At 73.3% G+C, this 21,134-nt stretch carries 17 protein-coding genes; 6 read left to right on the top strand and 11 right to left on the bottom strand.

All coding sequences use genetic code 11. The features are described 5' to 3' along the window. Positions 1-2: 2 nt before the first annotated feature. From ABZ883_RS12095 to ABZ883_RS12120, 6 genes are all read right to left on the bottom strand, one after another. Positions 3-839: a GNAT family N-acetyltransferase gene (locus ABZ883_RS12095; protein WP_360905486.1), complete on the bottom strand. Its 837-nt coding sequence runs from the start codon at positions 837-839 to the stop codon at positions 3-5. Next, positions 836-1,750, bottom strand: coding sequence for an alpha/beta hydrolase (locus tag ABZ883_RS12100; RefSeq protein ID WP_360905487.1), 915 nt, complete (start codon positions 1,748-1,750; stop codon positions 836-838). The genes ABZ883_RS12095 and ABZ883_RS12100 overlap by 4 nt, the downstream gene beginning before the upstream one ends. 66 nt (positions 1,751-1,816) lie before the next feature. Next, positions 1,817-2,764, bottom strand: coding sequence for a sigma-70 family RNA polymerase sigma factor (locus tag ABZ883_RS12105; protein ID WP_360905488.1), 948 nt, complete (start codon positions 2,762-2,764; stop codon positions 1,817-1,819). 73 nt (positions 2,765-2,837) lie between these two features. Continuing rightward, the gene (locus tag ABZ883_RS12110) at positions 2,838-3,791 is read right to left on the bottom strand and encodes a hypothetical protein (protein WP_360905489.1); all 954 of its coding nucleotides are present in this window, start codon (positions 3,789-3,791) and stop codon (positions 2,838-2,840) included. A gap of 49 nt (positions 3,792-3,840) precedes the next feature. Further along, the gene (locus ABZ883_RS12115) at positions 3,841-5,133 is read right to left on the bottom strand and encodes an MFS transporter (RefSeq protein WP_360905490.1); all 1,293 of its coding nucleotides are present in this window, start codon (positions 5,131-5,133) and stop codon (positions 3,841-3,843) included. Between the two features lie 219 nt (positions 5,134-5,352). Further along, positions 5,353-6,351, bottom strand: coding sequence for an MBL fold metallo-hydrolase (locus tag ABZ883_RS12120; protein WP_360905491.1), 999 nt, complete (start codon positions 6,349-6,351; stop codon positions 5,353-5,355). 441 nt (positions 6,352-6,792) lie between these two features. On the opposite strand from ABZ883_RS12120, the gene ABZ883_RS12125 reads away from it, so the two are divergent. After that, the gene (locus tag ABZ883_RS12125; RefSeq protein ID WP_360905492.1) at positions 6,793-7,587 is read left to right on the top strand and encodes an AfsR/SARP family transcriptional regulator; all 795 of its coding nucleotides are present in this window, start codon (positions 6,793-6,795) and stop codon (positions 7,585-7,587) included. Positions 7,588-7,670: 83 nt separating this feature from the next. Next, positions 7,671-8,948 carry an MFS transporter gene (locus ABZ883_RS12130; protein ID WP_360905493.1) on the top strand — a complete coding sequence of 426 codons (1,278 nt, stop codon included), beginning with the start codon at positions 7,671-7,673 and terminating at the stop codon, positions 8,946-8,948. A 67-nt stretch (positions 8,949-9,015) separates the two neighbouring features. On the opposite strand, the gene cs1 is transcribed toward ABZ883_RS12130, so the two are convergent. The 5 genes from cs1 to ABZ883_RS12155 are packed head-to-tail and all read right to left on the bottom strand — an operon-like array spanning position 9,016 to position 15,496. Next, positions 9,016-9,993, bottom strand: a complete 978-nt coding sequence (gene cs1, locus ABZ883_RS12135) for a clavaminate synthase Cs1 (RefSeq protein ID WP_360905494.1) — start codon at positions 9,991-9,993, stop codon at positions 9,016-9,018. Beyond that, positions 9,990-10,886, bottom strand: a complete 897-nt coding sequence (gene speB / locus ABZ883_RS12140) for an agmatinase (RefSeq protein WP_360905616.1) — start codon at positions 10,884-10,886, stop codon at positions 9,990-9,992. The genes cs1 and speB overlap by 4 nt, the downstream gene beginning before the upstream one ends. Positions 10,887-10,939: 53 nt before the next feature. After that, a complete protein-coding gene (locus tag ABZ883_RS12145) occupies positions 10,940-12,250 on the bottom strand; it encodes an ATP-grasp domain-containing protein (protein ID WP_360905495.1) in 1,311 nt (436 codons plus the stop codon). Continuing rightward, positions 12,247-13,773: an asparagine synthase-related protein gene (locus ABZ883_RS12150; protein WP_360905496.1), complete on the bottom strand. Its 1,527-nt coding sequence runs from the start codon at positions 13,771-13,773 to the stop codon at positions 12,247-12,249. Before ABZ883_RS12150 ends, ABZ883_RS12145 begins: the two co-directional genes overlap by 4 nt. A gap of 1 nt (position 13,774) precedes the next feature. After that, complete coding sequence (locus tag ABZ883_RS12155; RefSeq protein ID WP_360905497.1) at positions 13,775-15,496, bottom strand: thiamine pyrophosphate-binding protein; 1,722 nt, start codon at positions 15,494-15,496, stop codon at positions 13,775-13,777. Positions 15,497-15,645: 149 nt separating this feature from the next. Between ABZ883_RS12155 and ABZ883_RS12160 the strand changes: the two genes are divergently transcribed. From ABZ883_RS12160 to ABZ883_RS12175, 4 genes are all read left to right on the top strand, one after another. Then, complete coding sequence (locus tag ABZ883_RS12160) at positions 15,646-16,728, top strand: GNAT family N-acetyltransferase (protein WP_360905498.1); 1,083 nt, start codon at positions 15,646-15,648, stop codon at positions 16,726-16,728. Continuing rightward, complete coding sequence (locus ABZ883_RS12165) at positions 16,728-18,356, top strand: ABC transporter substrate-binding protein (RefSeq protein WP_360905499.1); 1,629 nt, start codon at positions 16,728-16,730, stop codon at positions 18,354-18,356. The genes ABZ883_RS12160 and ABZ883_RS12165 overlap by 1 nt, the downstream gene beginning before the upstream one ends. Next, on the top strand, positions 18,353-19,354 hold the full coding sequence (locus ABZ883_RS12170) for a GNAT family N-acetyltransferase (RefSeq protein WP_360905500.1): 1,002 nt from the start codon (positions 18,353-18,355) through the stop codon (positions 19,352-19,354). Before ABZ883_RS12165 ends, ABZ883_RS12170 begins: the two co-directional genes overlap by 4 nt. Before the next feature lie 113 nt (positions 19,355-19,467). Beyond that, positions 19,468-21,066 carry an ABC transporter substrate-binding protein gene (locus tag ABZ883_RS12175; protein WP_360905501.1) on the top strand — a complete coding sequence of 533 codons (1,599 nt, stop codon included), beginning with the start codon at positions 19,468-19,470 and terminating at the stop codon, positions 21,064-21,066. The last annotated feature ends 68 nt before the right edge of the window (positions 21,067-21,134 follow it).

Genomic DNA, 21,134 nt, shown 5'->3' on the forward strand with positions numbered 1-21,134 from the left:
GGCTACTCGCCCCACACCCAGGCGACCCGCTCGTACAGCGGCGCGAAGCCGGAGCGCAGCATGTTGTGGAGGGACGAGTTGTGGTCGCCGGGGCCCTCGGCTCCGGTCTCGGCGACGAGCCAGCGGCAGCCCGCGTCACGGGCTGCCTGCACGCGGGCCGCGAGCAGTGCCGACTGGGCGCCGCGGCCCCGCGCCTCCGGAAGCGTCGCTCCGCCGAACATGTCGGCGCAGTCGCCGTTCACGAAGACGCTGCCGACCGCGACGATGCGTTCGGCGTCCCGGACGGCGTACTGCCGCCAGTTCGGCCGGCCCACGCACGCGGCGGCCATGTCGATCATGGCCGGCGTGGTGAAGCCGAACGTCGTCATCATCACGGTCGCCCACTCGCGGGCCTCGTGGGGCTCGACCGGGCCCACGCTCAGGTCCGGGTCGAGCGCGGCCGCAGCATCGCCGGCGGCGACCGAGGTCCCGACGTCGTACCCGAGCTTGGCGAAACGGGCGCCTTCGGTGAGGCCCCACTTGCCGGCGGTCGCGTCCCAGTCCGCCGGCAGCACCGACGGCGCGATCATGAACGAGCCGCGCGGCACGCCCTGGTCGCGGAAGAAGCCGCACACCTCCTCCACGACGTCCGCCGTGACCGGCTCATCGGGCCCGAATCCCCCGACCCGGTTGAAGAAGCGGCTCGGGTCCTCGCGAATGGCCAGTGCCCGCGCCGCGCCGAACTCCCGCGCGCCGATGCCCAGGGCCTCGTGCACGCCCGCCGGCGCGCCGGTCACGAAGTCGCTGTAGGCCCTGATCTCGGTCTCTTCGGCCAGGCCGGTCGGCACTGTGGTGCTCATGCGTGGTTCCCCTCGGTGTGGTGGGTGGTGACGAAGTCGAGCACGGCGGCGACGAACCTCTCCGGCTCCTCGATGTGCCCGAAGTGCCCGCTCGCGGTCAGCTCGCAGAGCCGCGCGTCCGGCATCCGGGTGCGGATCTCGTAGGCGTAGCGGGGCGGGCAGATGAAGTCGTAGCTGCCGACGACCACGAGGGCCCGTGCCTGGACGGATCCGAGCCGGTCGCGTACGTCCCAGTCGGCGGGAAGCCGGTTCGGGTCATGTGTGGCCCGCAGGACGGGCGCGGTGCCCATGCGGCCGGCCGTCGCGCGGTGGTCGGCGAAGTAGGCGGGCAGGAGGGCGTCGAGGTAGCGCTCCCGCGACCTGCCGTCGGTGATCTCCAGCGTTCCCGACATCCGGGCGTCCCACGCCCGTCCCGCCTCGGCGGCCTCCGGCCGGTCCGGCCAGCGCCGGACGAACCGGGCCATCTCCCGGGTGGCCGTCCCCCTCAGCTCCGGCCCGTACACGGGCGCGGTGTCGTAGAGGATCAGCCCGTCCAGGCGCTCGGGGTGGTCGAGGCCGAACTGCAGCGCGACGAAACCGCCGTGCGAGTGGCCGAGGAACCAGGCGGTCGGCGCCCCGAGGTCGTCGAGCACGGCTTCGGCGAAGCGCGCGTAGCGGGACACGGAGTAGTCCCCGTCCGGCAGCAGGTCACTGTCGCCCGAACCGACCGGGTCCACGTAGACCATGGTCAGATGCTGTTCCAGCGCGGGGACGCGCAGGTACTCGGGGTGCACACCGGGGCCCCCCGAGTGGACGAGGCACACCGGCCCGTTCCCCGTGACGCGGTAGACCTGGCGCACCCCGTCGACGAGGACGCTGCGCACTTCGGGCGCCCGCGTGCCGTACTCCGTCTCCGGAAAGGTTGCGTTCATACCCCCACGATGCGGTGAGGAGCGAAGAGGTTCGATCCGCCGCCAAGATTTTTTCGCGGGGCCGGTTCAGCGGTGGCGCGGGTGGTACAGGCGCAGTCTGCCGTCACCGTTCGCGTCCAGGAAGTGCACCCAGACCACGCTGGGCGGGCAGTGGAACGGGTCCTCCGGCGGGCTGATGATGGCGGCCTCCCAGATGACCACCTCGCGGCCCGCCACCACATTCAGCAGCTTCTGGCGGACGCCCTCGGAGACGTCACGCGTGAACGAGAACCCCAGGTAGTCCAGGTCCGTGTGCTTGCCGGTCGGCCAGGTCACCTCCAGCCGGGGCGACCGCCAGTCCGCCCATGCCGAGGCGAGCTCGCCGCGATGGGCGGCCACCATCGTCTCCTCGGCGAGGCGGCGGTGGCGGGCGGTGCGGGTGGCGACGTCGTCGTGGACCTGGTCTCCCGTGCGTGCCAGGCCGCCGGCGAGCTGCGCCCGGGCCTGGTTGAGTCTGCTGCGCACGGTGCCGACGGGGGTGCCGCACAGCAGCGCGATCTCCTCGTAGGACGTGACGTCGGTGAAGTAGCGCAGCATGGTCACCAGCCGCAGCCCGGGCGACAGCCTCTCCAGCGCACTCCAGATCCAGTCCCGCAGGACGTGCCCGTCCAGCACGTCCGCCGGGTCGGGCGGCCCGCCCGAGCGGTCCATGGCGGCGAACCCCTCGAGTTCGGCCACCGGCACCGCCGACTTCTTCCGCAACTGCGCACGGCACACATTGCGGACCACCATGCGGAGCCACGGGCCAGCGGCCTCCGGGTCGCGCAGGTCCCCGATGCGCCGCAGCGCGATGAGCGCGGCTTCCTGCACGGCGTCCTGGGCGTCCGGTCCGTGGCCCAGCACGGCGAGGGCGACTCCGTGCATAGCCGCCTGGTGCCTGGCGAGCAGCAGGCCGAGGGAGCCCGCGTCGCCTGCCTGTGCGGCCCGCACCAGGTCGACGTCCAGCGGTGTCCCGTTCGGCAGCGGATCAGTCATATGCGGACCATTCAATCAGAACGGCCCGCACCCCGGTCCGGGCGCTCACGCCGGTGCCCGGACCGGGGCGGGGTCACGTGGCCGCGGAGAGGCGGTGCCGGATGTGGTCGACGAGCGCCGCCTCGACGCGCAGGCGCGGGGCGCCCTTGAGGTCCTCGTAGCCGGCCAGCACCGTCATCCACTCGTTGAACACCGGGCGGTCCCCGGCCAGCAGCCAGTCCACGCACAGATAGTCCGCCTCGAGGCTGCGGGCCAGCCGCTCACTCGACGCGGCGGTGTCACCCGGAGGTTCGTGCACGGAACCGCTGCCGCCCTGACTCACGTTGGCCAGGTACGCCTCGTCCCCGGGGCGCCGCAGCAGCGCGGCGACGGTCTTGCCCTCGGACACGTAGACCCGCAGGTCGCCGGTGTTGGGCAGGTGGGGCTGGACCAGGCAGCCCAGACCCGAGGGTGCCAGCAGGTCGACCGTGGCGGCGAGGTGCTGGGGTGTGTCGGCCTTCAGCACACCGAATCCCATGGCCATCGATCGCGGCTTCACCACATAGGGGCCTTCGGGCAGTTCGGAGCGGACCGCGTCGAGGGCGCGGCGCGCGTAGCGGCCGAAGGGCACGCTGACCGTGGGCAGGACCGGTGCGCCGAGCGACGCCGCGTGGTGGTACATGGCCAGTTTGTCGGTGCCGAGGCCGTCGGGATCGAGGGTCCCGTCCGTGAGGAGCACGCTGTCCGAGGCGCGGATCGTCCGGACGACGGCCTCCAGGTGGCGGGCGATGCCCGGGTCCCAGGTCCAGGACGTGACGAGGAAGCCCGCCCGCTTTGCGAGGAGGTCGTCCCCGTCGTGCAGGAGGCGCGGGCGGCCGTTCCAGGCGGGGACGATGTCGCAGGAGTGGACGACCCGCACGTCGAAGCCGGCCGCGCGCAGCATGTCCACGCGCCCCGAACCCTCGCGTTTCAGGCGCTCCTGGACGCGCGGGTCGTAGTTGTCGGGTGTGGTGATCCACACCAGGGGGGCCGGGCCGGCGCCGTGCACGGGGTCTCCTTCGGTGGGCTGCGACGGGTGAGGGGTGCGGTGGGCGAAGTCAGGGGAGAAGGCCCGGTCGCGGTGCGGTGTCCGGACCCGGCAGTACGCGCAGCGACCGCAGCGGCGAGCAGAGCAGCCACAGACCCGCCAGGGCGGTGCCGGCCGCCCCGGCCCAGACGGCGGTCCGGGTGCCGAAGGACTCGGCGAGAAGGCCCCCGGCGATGACGCCGAGCGGTCGCGCGCCCCAGGCGAAGAAGCGCACCGTCGCGTTGACGCGGCCCAGCAGGTCCGGCGGCACGGAACGCTGGCGGTAGCTGACCTGGGCGACGTTGTAGACGACCACGCCCGCCGCGAAGGCGAACTGGCCGCAGGCCACCAGCGCCAGCCGCGGGCCGGGGGCGGCGAGCGCGGACAGCAGCGTGCAGGGGCCGGCCACCGTCACGCTCAGCACGACGGCGCGTCCGTCGCCGAGCCGTTCGATGAGGCGGCGTACGACGGCGGTGGCCAGCAGCCCGCCCGCCCCGCCCGCGGTGAACAGCAGTCCGATGGTGGCGGCGGGCACCGCCAGGTCCTGGGCGAGCAGCACCAGGAGCATGGCGTACCCCATGCTCCAGCAGAAGGTCATCGTGGTGGAGCAGGCCACGAGGGGGCGGATCAGCGGATGCCGCCACACATGGCGGACGCCCTCGGCCACCGCGCGGTGCAGGGGCTCCGCGCTCTTCGCCGCGATTCGCTCGCCGCGGTCCGGAATGCGGCCGAGGAAGACCGCCGAGCCCAGGTACGACACGGCGGTGACCGCGACGGCCAGCGGCGCGGTGACCGCCTGCACCACGAGTCCCGCGGTCCCGGGGCCGGCGACCGCCGCGGTCTGCTCCACGGTGACCAGGCGCGCGTTGGCGGCGACGAGCCGGTCGGGTGCCACCAGGTGCGGCAGGTAGCTCTGTTCCGCGACGTCGAAGAAGGCCGTGGCGGTGCCCACCACGAGCGCGACCGCGCAGAGGGCGGCGACCGTGAGGGCGTCGAGCGCCCACAGGGCCGGGACGAGGGCGAGGGCCGCGGCGCGTACGAGGTCGGCGGTGATCATGATCCGCCGCTTGCGCATCCGGTCGACCCAGACCCCGACGGGCAGCCCGATCAGCAGAAACGCGACGGTCTGGCACGCGGAGACCAGGCCCACCCCGAGCGGCGAGGCGTGCAGCGAGGTCGCCGCGATGAGCGGCATGGCGAGGTTCATCACGACGAACCCGGCCTGGCTCAGTGACTGCGCGAGCAGCAACCTGCGCAGTTCGGTGGGCAGTCGGCCTCCGCCCACGTCGCGGGCGGTGCCGTTGTGGACCGTGCTGATCTGCATACGACCGCCGCGGGAACCGCCCGGTGCCGTGGACACCGGGACGTGGACACGTCAGAACGCGGGGAACCCTGGCAGCTTCGCGCCGTGCCCGCAACGGGCCGCTCCCCGCAACTCCCGCCTGCGCCACGTGCGTCGGCGGCTCACCGTTGGTACGGCACGTCGCGCGGCGTGCCGGGCGGAGAGCGGGCGGAGAGACCGGTGAGAGGAGGGGCCCGGGGCTCAGGCCGGCGTGAAGCTCCGCAGGGCGACCGGGTCGACGACCCGCGTTCCGGCGCCGCGGGCGGCGGCCGCCTCGTCCAGGGCCGCGGCGGCCGGCGACCGGGCCGGCACCGTCCCGGGGGCCGCGGTCGCGAGCCGGGCGAGCGGGGTGACCATGTCGTCGTGGTGGCTGGGCAGCACGACGGGCGGGTCGCCGAGCACCTCCAGCAGCCGTTCCAGGTAGCGGTGCACGGCGGAGTACGAGGTCATGCCGACGACGGCCACGTCCGGCCGCAGGCCGGTGAGTTCGCGCTCGGCCAGGTTGCTCGTCCCGGACAGGTAGACCGACGGGCCCCCGTCGAAGCGGACCATGTAGGCCAGCGTCCGGCCCTCCACCAGGTCCCCGAGGGTCCGGGGCGCGGCGGGCGCGGCGGTGCGCGTTCCCGGCGCGAAGTAGCCGTGGTCGCCGAACTGGCTGTGCAGGCTGCGCACGACCTCCACGGTGTAGCCGGGGAACTGCAGGTACTCGCCGCCCTGCACCCGGACGACATCGGCCAGCCGCCGCGCGGGGGCGTCCATCGCGGCGAGCAGATGGTGCGAGGTCTCGTCGCACAGGGTCCGGATGCGGTGCCCCGCCCAGGCGTCGCGGGCCAGCAACTGCGGTACGTCGGCAAGATGGTCGAAGTGCCCGTGGCTGACCAGGAGGAGGTCGGGGGCACCGGACAGGCTCTCCCGCGCGATCCGCTCGACGCTCTCGGGGGCCGTCCGCAGCGGGAGCGAGGGGTCGAGGTCCCCGTCGGGCGACTCGAAGGGCATCCTGCTCAGATAGGGGTCGAAGAGCAGGCCGGTCTCCCCGAAGCGGAGTTCCCAGCCCGCCACTCCCAGCCAGCGCATCGTCAGCCCGGCGGTGCTCGCGCGCCGGCCGCCGGCGGCGTGCGGCTCCGGTCGCGCGGCTCCCAGCAGGACCGACGTACCCATGGCCACGGCGGTCTTGAGCACCATGCGGCGCTGCTGCCTCATTCACCCCTCCTGAAACACACAGTGAGATCAACGGTACGCAGAGCGACAGGAGGGTCGGGAGGTTTTCGGACAGCGGACGCGGCGGCCCTCCGGGTGCGGTGCGGCTGCCCGGCCTGGCAGTGGGGCGGGGGCGGCGCCCGGCGCCGGCCGATGTTTGTCCGGAATGCTGCGCGGCAACGCCGCCGTATACCCCGATCGGTCGTGAGCGGCGAATTTCGGCCGCCCGCGGAGGCGTTTTCCGGAAATCGCCCCGGCCGTGGCGCTTCTCGCGTGCCGGGCGGCGAAGCGGCCGGTCTGGACGGGTGCTCGGGTATGGAGCGAGCGAACTCCTGTGCCCTTCACCGCATCATTTGATATGCCTTCCGGGTATCCGTGTACTGCCTATGCAGTGGTTCATGGCTCCGTGAATCTACGCGTGTCAGGTACAGAGGGGGGATCCTCATGGGAGTGCAGGTGGGCGACGGTGCGTCCAGACCGGTGCAGATCGCGGTACTGGGCCCGCTGGAACTACGGGTCGGCAGGGCGTCGGTGACGGTTCCGGGGCGCAGGCAGCGCGGGCTCCTGGCCGCGCTGGCGCTGCAACCGGGGCGGATCGTCGCCACGGACCATCTGATCAGGGCCGTGTGGGACGAGCGGCCGCCTCGCACCGCGACGGGGCAGGTGCAGACGGGCATCTGGATGCTGCGCAGCGCCCTGACCGGCGCGGGCGGTCCTTCCGAGGCGCTGCAGTCGTGCAGCACCGGATACCGGTTGAGCGGGGAGTTATGCGCGGTCGACATCGCGACCTACCGCGCGAGGGTCGCCGCCGCGAGGGACATGGACCGGTGGCACCGGCCCGAGGAGGCGGTCCGGCTGCTGAGGTCGGCGCACGAGCTGTGGCGCGGTCCGGCACTGCTCGACATCACGTACCAGGGCCTGCGCAACGCCCTGATACGGCTCGAGGAGGAGCACATCGCCACGGTGCACTACCGGGTCACCCTGGAACTGCGGCTCGGGCGGCACGACGAGGTCATCCCCGAACTGTACGAGCTCGTCGAGCGGTTCCCGCTGCGGGAGAGTCTGCACCGGGACCTGATGCTGGCCCTGTACCGGTCGGGCCGTCAGGCCGACGCGCTCGGCGTCTTCCGCCGCGTGCGGCGGACCCTCGCCGAGGAGCTCGGCATCGACCCCGGTCCCAGCCTGCGCACACTGGCCCAGGCGATCCTGCGGCAGGACAGCGCGCTGATGCCCACGTGAGTGCGATCAGGCGCACGGTTTTCGGCCAATTTTGTCATGCACGCAACAGAATGATACGAGAAGCGACGAGGAGGGGGCCCGCTGTGAACGCTCCGGAGGAGTCCGGCAGTACGACGCGTGGGAGTGCGCCGCAGGAGACGAAGGCACCCCGGGTGGCCGTGCTGCCCCGGGGCGCGGGGGTCGGCTGGTTCGGACTCGCGGCCCTGGTGAACGCCGTGGGCACCGGCTTCTTCTACCCCTACCAGTTGCTGTTCTTCCTCGCGGTGACCGGCTTCTCGCTCACCACGATCGGCACCGCCCTCACGGTGGCCACCCTACTGGCGCTGCCGGCCGTCCAGTTGGTGGGGCGGTGCGTCGACACCTGGGGCACCCGACCCGTGCTGGTCACCGCCGCACTGGTGCGGACGGCGGCCTTCGTCGCCTACCCGTTCGTCCACAACATCGTCACCTTCGTCGCGCTCGCCGTCGTGGCCGCGGTCGCGCAGCGGGCGGAGCAGGTGTCCGTACCGGTGCTGGCGGCCGGGATCGCCCCCGAGGGCGAGGTCGGGCGGTGGCTGGCGCTGTCGAGGGTGGCCCTCAACGCGGGGATGGGCTTCGGCGGCCTGCTCGCCGGACTGGCGCTGGTCGCCTCCGGGGACCGCGCCGGCTTCGTCCTGGTCGGCCTGCTCAACGCCGCCAGTTTCGCCGTGGCGGCGCTGCTCTACCTGCCGCTGCCGACCGTGCGTCCCGCCCGGAAGGAGGCCGTCCCGGCCGGGGGCCGTCCCTGGCGCGATGCGCTGTTCGTGCGGATCGCCGTCGCCAACTTCCTCCTCATCACGGTGATCGTCGCCACCGAGGCCGGCCTGCCGGTGTACCTCGTCGACCAGTTGCGGACACCGGCCTGGATCGTGGGACTCCTGTTCGCGGTCAACACCGTGACGATGGTGGTGCTCCAGCTCCCGCTCAGCAGCCGCCTGGGGAACCGGTCCCCGTTGCGGGTCGTCGCGGCCGGCACCGCCCTGCACGCCGGCCTGCTGGTGGTCCTCGGGTGCGCGGACGCGCTGCCGCTCGGCGCCCTGCTGCCCCTGCTGGTGCTCGGCATGGCCGTCTACACGCTCGGTGAGATCGTCTCCACCCAGACCCTGTCCGTGCTGCTGGTCACCCTGTCGCCGAAACGGCAACTGGGGTCCTACCAGGCGTTCAACCAGGTCCTCGTGGGACTGGCGCTGGCCGTGGTCCCCCTGCTGGTGGCCTTCTTCCTGGCACACGCGCCGGCCGGCCTGTGGTGGGTGCTCGCGGCGGCGACCGCGGCCCTCTGCCTCGGGATGCTCAGCCTGCACCGCGGACCGGCCGCCGCCGCGGCACGGGGGGCGGAGGGCTAGAACACGCCGGCGCCCCGCGGTTCCCGCGCACATCGGCGCGGGAACCGCGGGGCGCGTCAGGGGGCGGTCACCGGCGCGGGGTGAAGGTGACCACGTCGCCGGCGCGTTCACCACCCGTCGGGAGCTGCCCGCCCGAGTTGGTGCGGATGTAGACGCGGTGCAGCCAGCGGTCCTTGCCGTCCCAGCGGGGCGAGAAGGGCGTACGGGCGTGCGTGGTACGGAAGTTGTCGACGATCAGCAGATCGCCCGGTTCCAGGGAGACGGCCTCGGTCACCTCGTCCAGGGACGCGGACAGCTTCGCCACGGCCTCGGCGCCCGCCCCCTCGCGCGGCTTGAGCAGCTCGCGGTCGTAGCCGAGCAGGGGGTCGTCCTTGGGCCCGTAGAGCGGCGTGACGTTGGCGATCGCGCCGGGGTCCTCGACACCGCCGCGGAACGCCACGTCCACCTCGCAGGGCTGCTTGGTGCCGTGGAGCGCGTCGATCGTCTCCTCGTCCAGCAGGCGGACCGCCTTGCGCACCGAGGCGACGAGGGTGCGGGCCCGGCGCTCGTGGTCGGCCCTGGAGCAGGCCAGCAGGACGTAGTTGGGCTGGAGCGTGTGGTACGCCATCTCGGTGTGGAACTCCAGCAGGGTCTCGCTGGTCTCCGAGGACAGGTGGTGCGCGCCCGGCGACGGGTACACGTCGTGGTAGACGGAGCCCGACCGCAGCTCCGCGTAGCCGGTGTGCAGGCCGAGCCGGCGGCCGACGAGCGCCAGGAAGGCCTCCATGTTCAGCCGCTCGCGGTCGACGGGCGCGGGCGTGGCCGACGGCGTGACGGGCAGATCCTCCTCCGCCTCGACCGGGAGCCCGCGCAGGAGCAGGTAACCGTCCTCGTTGCCGCCCTGGTTGAAGGCGTCCAGCGTGTCGCTGATCTCGTAGGGGAGTTGCTGCGAGAGCTTGTGCGCCGCCTCCAGAAACCCGTAGAGGTCCAGGCGGGGCACGGCGGGCAGCTGCGTCGCGAGCGCGAGCAGGTCCTCCCGGTACCGGGTGACGTCCAGAGTCGTCACTGGTTCTCCTCCTTCTTCCGGTGTGCGCGGGCGTACTGGTAGAGCAGCTCCGCGCCGATCTCGGTGGCCAGGACGCAGGTGATCCCGGCGTGGTCGTACAGCGGGGAGACCTCCATGACGTCGAACCCGACGGGGTCGAGGTCGCCGACCGTGCGCAGCAGCGCGAGCACCTCCCGGCTGGTGAGCCCGCCCGGGGCGGGCGTCCCGGTGCCGGGGGCGAACGCGGGGTCGACGACGTCGATGTCCACGGAGACGTAGACCGGACGGTCCCCGATCCTCGCCCGGATCAGGTCCGCCGTCCGTGCCGTGCCCAGGTCGGCGAACTCGTCCGCGGTGACGACGCGCACCCCGTGGCCGCGCGCGTAGTCCAGGCTGTCGGGCCGCGGGTTGTGGCCGCGGATGCCGAGCTGGACCATGGCGTCCGCCTGGACCAGGCCCTCCTCGATGGCGTGCCGGAACGGCGTCCCGTGGTGGAACTCGCCGCCGATCATGGCGGGGTTGGTGTCCGAGTGGGCGTCGAGGTGCAGCACCGCCACCGGGCCGTGCTTGGCGTGGACGGCCCGCAGCGCGGAGAGCGTCAGCGAGTGGTCGCCGCCGAGCATGAGCAAGGCGGCGTTGTCCGCCAGCAGACGGGACAGGTGGTCCTGCGCGGTGGCGATGGCGATGTGCTGGTTGAAGGGCGTCAGGTCGATGTCCCCGCCGTCGACGACGGAGAGCAGGTCGAAGACCCCGGGGCCGCGGTCGATGCCGACCCCGTGGATCAGGCCGGACTCGCAGCGGATCTGCCGGGGGCCGAACCGGGCCCCGGGGCGGTAGCTGGTGCCGCCGTCGTAGGGGGCGCCGATGACCACGACGTCCTGCCCGACCGGTGCCGGGTCGTGCGTGAGCCGCATGAACGTGGGGATCTGCGCGTAGCGCGGGGAGATGTGCGAGTCGGCCTGGCCGTTCACGGAGCCTCCTTCCGGGTGTGGATGCGGATGCGGCCCGCCGCCCTGCGGGCCTCGTCGAGGGCCTCCTTCGCGGAGTGCGCCCGCGCGTACACGAAGCCGACGGAGGCGGAGTTGTCCAGCCGGGTGGCGACCGGGTCCCCCGGCTCGTGGTGCAGGTGCACCGACACCCCGGGCGATGGGCCCTCCCCGCCGGTGGAGTCGGTGCCGGCCGTGTCCCCGGTGCCGTCGATCCCCGTGAACTCGCCCGGCTCGTCGGGGAAGAGCACGACCACCGCGGCGCCGCCCACGGCCCCGTCGCCCGGACCGCGGTGCGGCACGTGCTCGGCGCCGACGGCGAGCAGCTTGGCGTCCAGGTGCGGATCGGTGCCGCACACGTCGGTCACCATGGTCGAGATCATGTGGGCCGGCAGCCGCGGGTTGACCTCGACGATGCGCGGACCGTCCTCGGTGATCATCACCTCGGTGTGCGCCGGGCCCTGGCGGTACGAGACCGCCCGCAGCGCGCGGTCCACGCACGCGCGGACCTCCTCCCAGACACCGGCGTCCAGGGCGACCGGGAAGGAGTGGGCCTCCTCCAGCAGCGTGTCCTTGTGCAGTTCCTTGGACGTGGCGCCGAAGAAGTGCGTCACCCCGCCCGCCGTCATCGACTCCACGCTGACCTCGGTGCCCCGCACGTACTCCTCCAGGAGCACGTGGCCGGGGCGCGGCTGGCCGCGCAGCGAGGCCCGGACGGCGGACAACTCCCGCCACGCGTCGAGCACCTGGTCCCACGTCAGGCATTTGCGGACGCCGAACGAGATCGCCTCCGAGGGCGGTTTGGCGATCAGCGGCAGCCCCACGTGGCCGACCGCGGCCTCCAGTTCCTCGCGGCGGGTCACCAGCCGCCAGCGCACGTTCGCCGGATCGTCGCCCAGGGCCTCGCGCAGCAGGTGCTTGTGGTTGGCGGCACGCACCGCCTCCAGCCCCTGCGACGGCAGGCCGAGACTCTCCGCGACCCGGGCGGTGACCTCCGTGTGGTAGTCGGAGAACGACAGGACGCCGTCCACCAGCGGCTTGCCGTCCGCGTCGGTGAGCACACCGGCCACCGCGCGCCAGTCGTGGGTGTCCACCTGCACGACCCGGTCGACCCTGCCCAGCGGGTGCCCGGACAGCGGCCGCCCGCCGGTGTACCACTCCTCCCCCCGCACCAGCAGCCACACTTCGCAGCCGAAGTCCCGGGCGCGGTGGATGCCGTTGTAGAAGGCGTCGTGCAGCATGGACTCCACCAGGGCGAGCCGCTTGCCCCGGAACTGCTCGTAGCCGCTCACACCGCCACCCCCGCCGCGACGGCCTCGACGACCTCGGCCACCGCGATGCCGTCCGGGTCGGCACCGCCGGCCACCGTCCGGTCGAACAGCTCCCGCACCACCCGGGCCTTGGCGTCGGGCACGTCCGGCTCCGCGACCCCGGCGCCGAGGAGCAGCGCGGAGAAGGCGGACGAGGTTCCCGAGCCCTCGTGGACGCCGAGCTTGGGCCGGTTCACGGTCTCGGCGGGCAGCAGGTCGGCCATCGCGGTACGCAGCACCCACTTGTCGCGCCCGTGGCGGCGCTTGAGCCCTGCCTCCAGCGAGGTCAGCAGGTCCAGCACCTCCCGGTCCCAGTAGGGGTGCGTGGACCAGTGGCCGTTCAGTGCCGACAGGACCGGGCTCATCTCGTTGAGCCCGTCGAAGGTGTCCATGTCCCGTGCCACCGCGGTGTCCAGCTCGGGCAGCCGGTCCTCCCGGTGCATGCCGCCCAGCGGGATGTCCGCCCCGTACCCGGTCAGCACCCTGCGCGCCGGCCCGTCCAGCCGCCGGTACAGCGCGGTCAGCGGCAGCAGGTACTCGATGACCTCCGGGTCGGTGGTCTCCGCCGCGTGGACGGTGTGCGGCAGCTGGGCCAGCAATTCGGCGGTGGGGACGGTGATCTCCCGGTGCGCGGAGCGCAGGTGCCCGGCGACCAGCCGGGCCTGCGGGAACTCGTCCGCGGTGTCGGTCCCCATCGACAGCGTGTCGATCCCTTGCGGGGCCGCGCTGTTGGACAGGGCCGCGACACCGGAGGAGTCGATGCCCCCCGAGAGCACCACCAGCGGCCGCCCGCCGGCGCCGAGCCGGCGGACCACGGCCCGCTCCAGTGCCGTACGCACCAGGTTGACGGCCTCGTCCTCGCCGACGAGGAGCCGGTGCACGGGCGGCACCCAGGTGCGGTGCACGGACACCGCCCCGTTACTGGTGCGGATGTCGAGCACGGCACCGGCCGGCACCTGGTGCAGCCCCGGCAGCCGGCGGACCCTGCGCACCCCGGGGAGCGGGGCGCCGCTCCCCGTCGCGGTCCGCCCGGCGAGCGCCTTGGCCTCGGTCGCGGCCAGCACGTGCCCCGGCACCGCCCGTACGTACAGCGGCACGGACCCGGCGTGGTCGGTGGCGGCCAGCAGCCGGTCGCCCACCGCGAGCAGCGCCGCGTACCGCCCGTTGAGCAGCCGGAAGGCGTGCATCCCGTACTTCTCGAACAGGCCGAGCAGCAACTCGGCGTCCGGCACCCCGGCGTGCGTGCCGAGGGTGGCGTGGATCTCGTCGCGGTTGTAGAGCTCCCCGGCGATCAGCGCGAACGTGTCCGCGCCGCGGGCGTACGCCGGGGAGGGGTCGGGACCGGGGTGGACGAGCGTGGCGTCCACGCTCTGAAGGCGCAGCCGTTCCCCGATCGGGGTGTGCCGGCCGCGCGTCGCGAAGTCCGCCGAGGGGGCGGCCCCGCCTCTGCCGGTGCCGGCAGAGGCGAGGAAGCCGAAGACGGCGGGAAGGCCCGTGTCCGTCATGTCAGATCTTCAGCGCCCCGAAGCCGCCGGCGGTGAAGTCGTAGGCGACGGGGACCTCGATCAGGTAGGGGCGGCCCAGTTCGACGCCCTTGCGCAGCGCGGCGACCAGTTCCTCGCGGGTCGTCGCCTTGGTCCCCTCGACGCCGTTGGCCTGCGCGAGCTGGACGAAGTCGACACCGGTGAACTTGATCGCGGGGGCGTGGCTGCGCTGGTGCCCGATGTTCTGGTAGAGCTCGATCAGGCCGTTGGTGTCGTTGTTCACCACGACGGTGACGATCGGCAGGCCGAGGCGGGCCGCGGTCTCCAGGTCGGCGCTGTTGGAGTGGAAGCCGCCGTCGCCGGCGATCAGGAAGGTGGGCTGGCCGGGCCTGGCCAGCTGGGCGCCGATCGCCGCGGCGATGCCGTAACCGAAGCTGGAGCACCCCGCGGAGGTGAGGAATCCGTAGGGCTGGTCGGCGCGGGCGAAGAGCACGCCGTAGTGGCGGAAGAAGCCGATGTCCGAGACGATCGTGCCCTCGCCCGGGGCGGCGGCGTCGGCCATGACGGTGTTCATCGAGTCGATGACCTGGTGCACACGCATGCCGTCGGTGTACTGCTCCGGGTCGGCCAGGAAGTCGGCGATCCGCTCCCGCAGCGGCGCGATGTCGTGCCGGCTCTTGGCCGCGACGCCGCGGGTGCCCGCGTCGAGGTGCTCGACGAACGCCAGGACGTCCGTGACCACGTCCACCGTCGGCCGGTAGATCCGCGGCACGGGGTTGGCGGTCGGGGCGACGCGGACGGTCTTCTTCGCCGGACCGCGCTCCCACATCGACGGCCGCAGGTCCTCGGCGTAGTCGTAGCCCACGGTCAGCACGAGGTCGGCCGGCCCGAACAGCGTCTCCAGCGCGGGGAACGACAGGATGCCGTCCATGTAGCCGGTGACGGCGCCGTAGTTGAGCTCGTGGCCCTGCGGCAGGACGCCCTTGGCGATGTAGGTCGTGATCACGGGGATGTTCAGCCGCTCCGCCAGGGCGCGGAGGGCGGGGACGGCACCCGAGCGGATGGCGGCCGCGCCGACGACGAACACCGGGTGGGCGGCCTCGCGCACCAGGGCCACGGCCTCGTCCGCGCTGCTCTCCCAGCCCGGCTGGAACGCCGTGATCGGCTTGGCCGGCGTGCGGGCCGGGCCGTGGTCTGCCGCGAGGTCGATCCCCTCAGAGGAGCCGAGCAGGTCCACCGGGAGGCTGAGGAAGGACGGGCCCACCGGTTCGGTCATCGCCGAGGTCACCGCCGAGTCGACGAGGTCGGTGATCTCCCGGGGGCGCTGCAGCTCGGCCGCGTACTTCGAGATCGGCTCGGCGATCTTGACCAGGTCCAGGCACTGGTGCGTGTCGTTGGGGAAGATGTCGTGCGACTCGGACTGCGCCGCCATTGCGATGACGGGGGAGCGGTCCAGGGCACTGGTCGCCATGCCCGTGGTCAGGTTGGTCATGCCGGGGCCCAGCGTCGCCCAGCACGCCTGCGGCCGGCCGCTGATACGGGCCAGCACGTCGGCCGCGACACCGGCGGTGAACTCGTGCCGGGTCAGCAGGAACTCGATGCCGTCCTGCTCGTCGAACAGGATCGAGGCGGCCTCGCGGCCGACGACGCCGAACACCTTCTCGACGCCGTGTTCTCTCAGGCGCTTGAGCAGGGCATGTGCGGTGGTGGGCTGCGTGCTCGGACCGGTGGATACACGGGACATGGCTGCGGGGATCTCCTGTTCGCACGGCGACGGGGAAAGCTGTGCACACCCTGGGGCGGGGTTCTCTCATGGATCTCTCGGGCCGGTATCGCCGTCGGCGGGGAGCACTTCGAGAGCGGCCGGAGATCGCGGCGGGCCACACTCCCGGCGTGACCGGTGGAATGGTGATCGACCAGTGGCGGACGCCCGAGGAGGCGCGCGAGGCCGGCTGGGCCGCGCTCGTCGGCGGTGAGGACTTCTTCCTCACCCCCGACTGGATGCGCGTCCTCCAGGATTCCGCGGGAGCGTGGATGGCCTACCTGACCGCGACCGAGGAGGCGCGCCTCGTGGCGGCCCTGCCGCTGGTGCTGGCCGACCGCGGGTCGCCCTGGGCGCTGGGCCGCACCGACCTGCTGATCCGGCACTGCGCGGCCGAGGGCATGGCCGGTGCCGCCGACGTCCTCACGGGCTTCGGCGACCCGGACCGCCTCATGCCCTCGATGATGTGCGGCGGCCGCCACCTCGGCCGGACCCGGCTGCTGCTGCACCCGGACGCCACCGCGCGGAGCGCGCACGACGTGGTGGAGCGGGCCGAGCGGACCGCCGCGCTCCACGGGTGCCGCTCGATCTGCTTCCCGTACGTCGACGCCTCCGACCGGGTCCAGCGCCAGGTCCTGGTCGAACGCGGCTACCTCTCCCACGTGTCCGGCGAGTTCGCCGCCCTCACGCTGCCCGGCGAGGGATTCATGGACTACGCGATGGCGCTGCGCTCCCGGCGCTCCCGGCGGGTCCGCGCGGAACGGCGGCGCATCGAGGCGTCGGACGCCGTGATCTCACTGGAGCCCCTGGACCCCGCCGAAGTCCCGCGCCTGGCCGCCCTGGAGACGGAGCTGTTCGCCAAGTACGGGATGACCGGCTGGGATCCGCGGCGCTCCGAGGCGGTGCTGTACGCCGCCGCCGAGCGGCTGGGGGACCGGGCGCTGGTGACCAAGGCCGTCCTGGACGGACGGATCGCCGGCTTCGGGCTGGTCCTCTCCCACGGCGGCGACTGGTTCGCGCACCGCGCCGGCTTCGACTACGCGGCGCAGGGCGGACTCCCGCTCTACTACGAGCTGCTGTACTACACGCTCGCCGACCACGCCCCCCGCCACGGGGTGAAGACCGTCCACTACGGCATCGGTTCGACGGACGCCAAGGTCTCCCGCGGATGCACCCTGTCGACGCAGTACCTGTATGTGAAGGAGCTCGGCTGATGACCGGCTGGAACGCCGCCGTCGGCGCCGTCGCCGAACCCTCCGACCGGCGCGGCGGAACGCTGGCCATGGTGGCCTCGGCGGACGTCGACTCGCTCGACCCCGCCCGCACCTACTACGTGTGGTCCTGGCTGCTCCAGCGGACCATGCACCGCACGCTCATGGCCTTCGGCACCGACCCCCGCACCCCCGCCGTCGTACCCGACCTGGCGTGCGAGCCGGGCGAGGTCTCGGACGGCGGGCTCACCTGGACGTACCGGATCCGCGGCGGTGCCAGGTTCGAGACCGGGGAGGAGATCGGCGCCCGCGACATCGCCCACGCCGTCGAGCGGGTCTTCGCCCAGGACGTGCTGCCCGGCGGACCGACCTACCTGGTCGACCTGCTCGACCACGGCGGCTACCCCGGCCCCTACCGGGGCGGCCGGTGCAGGGCCGTCGAGTGCCCCGACGAGAGCACCCTCCGCTTCCGGCTGAAGCGGCCGTTCGCCGACTTCGACTACCTGATGGCGCAGCCCAACACCGCGCCCGTGCCCGCGCACCGCGACTCCGGAGCGGCCTACGGCGGCGCGCCGGTCTGCTCCGGCCCCTACCGCATCCACCGCTACGAGCCCGGACGCTCCCTCCACCTCGTCCGCAACACGGAGTGGGACGGGTCGACGGACCCGGTGCGCCGCGCCCTGCCGGACGCCCTCACCGCCGTCCTCGGTGTCGACGTCGACGAACTGGACCGGCGCCTGCTGGCAGGGGAGTTCCACGTGGACGTCGAGGGCAGGGGCATCCAGCACAAGGCGCGCGACGTGATCCTCGCCGACCCCGCCCTGCGCGCTCGGTCCGACAATCCCGCCACCGGCTTCCTGCAGTACGTCACCGTCCAGACCCGCGTCCCGCCGCTGGACGACGTGCACGCCCGGCGCGCGGTGTTCTACGCCGCGGACAAGGCGGCGCTGCTGGAGGCCCGCGGCGGCGACGGGGTCGGCGGTTCGCTCGCCACCGGCCTGATCCCGCCCCACCTGCCCTCCCACAGCGGCGCCGACCCCTACCCGTCCGGGCCGGACCTGAGGGGCGACCTGGCCGCCGCCCGCGCCGAACTGGCCGCCGCGGGGCTCCCGGACGGCTTCGAGACCGCCATCGCCACGCAACCGGGCAAGTTCGAACTCGTCGCCCGCACCCTCGCCGCGGGACTGTCCCGGGTCGGCATCCGCGCCCGGGTGGAGGTGCTGGACACCGCCTCGTACTACCGCAGCGGCCTGGGCCACCCCGGCACGGTGCGCCGCCTCGGCCTCGGCCTCGGCGTCACCGACTGGGGCGCCGACTACCCCACGGAGTACGGCTTCCTCGCCCCGCTCGTCGACGGGCGGCAGATCAGGCAGGGCGGCGGCAACTTCAATTTCGCCGAGCTCGACGACCCGGTGGTCGAACGGCTCATCGACGCGGCGCAGTCCTGCGAGGACGCCGCCCAACGGCGCCGGATCTGGCGGCAGGTGGAGGCGACGGTGATGGACCGGGCCGTCATCCTCCCCATGGCGCACGACCGGACCCTGCACCACCGCCATCCCGACCTCACCAATGTGTACGTGCATCCGGCCTTCGGGCTGTACGACATCCAGGCGATGGGACTGGCGCGATGACCTCCGCCTTCACCCGTGTCGACGGCGGGGCGGGGCGCGTGGTCGAGGACGTCCACGCGCTGCGCGTCGCGGCGCACGCGGCCGACACACCCCACCTGCCCCGCCCCTGCCTCGCGGACTTCGAGGGCTCGCTCGCGGTCGGCCCGCCGGCCACCGAGGTGGAGGAGTGGGCGGTCTACGACGGAGGGGAGTGCGTGGCCTGCGCGCGCCTGGAGTTCCCCCAGGAGGAGAACGCCGCCACCGCCACCGCCGCGGTCTTCGTGGTCCATCCGGCCTGGCGCGGGCGCGGATGGGGCGGCCGGCTCGCCGCGTTCGTACGCCGCCACGCCGCGGCCCGGCACTGCTCCCGGGTGCTGCTGGCCGCGGACACCGCCGATCCCGCCGCCCCCGCCCACCACTTCGGGGACCGGATCGGCGCCCGGATGGTGGCGGTCCTGCACCACCTGCGGCTGGACGTCGCGCAGGCGCCGAGTCCCGAGCCGCTCCGCGGTCCGCTGCGGCTGCGGTTCTGGGGATCGGCGGTCCCCGGCGACCTGGTGGCCGAGGCCGCGCGGCTGGAGGCCGTGCTCTCCGCGGACGCCCCCACCGGCGGCCTCGACCGGGAACCGCAGGCCGCGGCGGTCTCCCGCATCCGCGACTTCGAGCGTATGCGCGCGGCCCGCGGGCGCCGCGCGTACCAGTGCGGCGTCGTCGACGACGGCACCGGGCGCATGGTGGCCTGGACGGGACTGTCCATGACCCGGACCAATCCCGACAACGCGCTGCAGGCCGTCACCGTCGTGGACCCCGCACACCGCGGAGCCGGACTCGGGCGCCTGGTGAAGGCGCACAATCTCGCCGCGTGCCGGGCCGCCGAGCCGCGGCTGACCCATGTGGACACCTGGAACGCGCAGGAGAACGCGCACATGCTGCGCATCAACACCGAGTTCGGCTACCGGCGTGCCGGAGCACGTCAGATGTGGCTGATGAGCGCCCCGGTGCCCGCCGGGCGCGGCTGAACCGCGCACCCCGCGCCCAGCGCGCCGGTGCCCGGCCGAGACCCGTACCGAGACCCGTCCGAGGAGAGAGGCGCCGGCACCCCGTGGCCTTCGACGCAGCATCACGCGCAATCGTGAACCCCTCCGTCCGCAGGGGCGGGACGCTCAGGTTCGTCCGCACGGACGACTTCGACTCCCTCGACCCCGCCGACACCTACTACGCCTACACCTGGAACTTCATCCGCCTCATCGGGCGCCCGCTCGTGGGCTACACCGCCGGCGACGACGGCGCGCCCCGGCTCGTCCCCGACCTCGCGGAGGCGCTCGGTGAGGTCCGCGACGGCGGCCGCACCTGGACCTACCACGTCCGCGAGGGCGTGCGGTTCGAGGACGGGACCCCCGTCACCGCCCACGACGTGCGGTACGCCGTCCTGCGTGCCGCCTTCCCCGAGCACGTCTACGGGGAACCGGTCACCCGGGGCGGACCCGCCTACTTCCGGCAGTACCTGGCCGGCCCGGCGGGCGTGCAGGCGCCGGACGACCGCACGGTCGTCTTCCGGCTGCGCGAGCCCTTCGCCGCCTTCGACCGTCTCGCCGCGCTCCCCACGACCATCGCGGTGCCGCAGGCCCGGGACACCTTCCCCCGCTACCGGCTGCGCCCCGTCTCCTCCGGCCCGTACCGCATCGCGCACTACGCACCGGGCGAGGCCCTGGAACTGGAGCGCAACGAGCACTGGCGGGCCGGCACCGACCCCGTCCGTACCGCCCTCCCGGACCGGATCACGGTGCGGCTCGGGGTGAGCGGACCGGAGGTGGACCGCCTGCTGCTCGACGGCCGGGCCGACATCGACCTGGCCGGAGTGGGCGTGCAACCCGAGGCGCAGGCGCGGCTGCTGGACGATCCGGAGCTGAGGAGCGGGGTCGACAACCCCCGCACCGGATTCGTCTGGCTGTACTGCATCAACCAGAACATCGGGCCGCTGGCCGATGTCCACGCCCGCCGCGCCGTGCAGTTGGCGACCGACAAGGCCGCGATGCTCGCCGCGTACGGAGGCGAGCCGGCCGGCGAGATCGCCACCTCGCTGCTGCCGCCGTCCCTGGCGGGGCATGTGCCCTTCGACCGCTACCCGGTCGGCCCGGACGGCACCGGGGACCTGGCGGCGGCCCGCCGGGAGCTGGAACTCGCGGGCCTCCCGGAGGGGTTCACCACCCGGATCGCCGCCCGTACGGACCGCCGCAAGGAGTGGAACGCCGCGGTGGCCCTCGCCGAGGGCCTCGCACGGGTGGGCATCCGCGCCGACCTGGTGCCGTTCGGCAGCGGCGACTACTTCACGAAGGCGGCCGGGGTACCGGCGTACGTCCGCGAACACGGCATCGGGATCGTGATGTTCGGGTGGGCCGCGGACTTCCCGGACGGCTACGGCTTCCTCCAGCAGATCGCCGACTCCCGGGCGATCAAGGAGACGGGCAATCAGAACCTCGGCGAACTGGCGAGCGGCACCATCGACGCGCTCCTCGACACCGGGGCGCGGACGCTCGACGAGAAGGAGCGCGCGGACATCTGGACGGCGGTGGACCGCGCCGCCATGGACGAGGCCGTCATGTGCCCCTACATGTTCGTGAAGTCCGTGCTGTTCCGGGGGAGGAGGGCGGCGAACGTCGCCATGTCCCCGGTCTACGGCATGTACGACTACGCCGTGCTGTCCGTGACGGAGGAGGAGCCGGCCGGCTGACCCGCCCCCGCGGCGCGGACGCTCGTGCGGGTGGTTCTGCGGCGCGGGGCGTCCGCCGTCTGGTACGA

It is taken from the genome of Streptomyces sp. NPDC046977, from assembly GCF_040644455.1.
Classification (GTDB): Bacteria; Actinomycetota; Actinomycetes; order Streptomycetales; family Streptomycetaceae; genus Actinacidiphila.

What these genes read in the sequence shown, in the direction of transcription:
- speB (WP_360905616.1), bottom strand. Translation starts at nt 10,886, where the DNA reads ATGCGGCTCACGCACGACCCGGCACCGGTCGGGCAGGACGTCGTGGTC.
- ABZ883_RS12120 (WP_360905491.1), bottom strand. Translation starts at nt 6,351, where the DNA reads ATGAGGCAGCAGCGCCGCATGGTGCTCAAGACCGCCGTGGCCATGGGT.
- ABZ883_RS12115 (WP_360905490.1), bottom strand. Translation starts at nt 5,133, where the DNA reads ATGCAGATCAGCACGGTCCACAACGGCACCGCCCGCGACGTGGGCGGA.
- ABZ883_RS12150 (WP_360905496.1), bottom strand. Translation starts at nt 13,773, where the DNA reads ATGACGGACACGGGCCTTCCCGCCGTCTTCGGCTTCCTCGCCTCTGCC.
- ABZ883_RS12100 (WP_360905487.1), bottom strand. Translation starts at nt 1,750, where the DNA reads ATGAACGCAACCTTTCCGGAGACGGAGTACGGCACGCGGGCGCCCGAA.
- ABZ883_RS12105 (WP_360905488.1), bottom strand. Translation starts at nt 2,764, where the DNA reads ATGACTGATCCGCTGCCGAACGGGACACCGCTGGACGTCGACCTGGTG.
- ABZ883_RS12155 (WP_360905497.1), bottom strand. Translation starts at nt 15,496, where the DNA reads ATGTCCCGTGTATCCACCGGTCCGAGCACGCAGCCCACCACCGCACAT.
- ABZ883_RS12165 (WP_360905499.1), top strand. Translation starts at nt 16,728, where the DNA reads ATGACCGGCTGGAACGCCGCCGTCGGCGCCGTCGCCGAACCCTCCGAC.
- ABZ883_RS12095 (WP_360905486.1), bottom strand. Translation starts at nt 839, where the DNA reads ATGAGCACCACAGTGCCGACCGGCCTGGCCGAAGAGACCGAGATCAGG.
- ABZ883_RS12125 (WP_360905492.1), top strand. Translation starts at nt 6,793, where the DNA reads ATGGGAGTGCAGGTGGGCGACGGTGCGTCCAGACCGGTGCAGATCGCG.
- ABZ883_RS12170 (WP_360905500.1), top strand. Translation starts at nt 18,353, where the DNA reads ATGACCTCCGCCTTCACCCGTGTCGACGGCGGGGCGGGGCGCGTGGTC.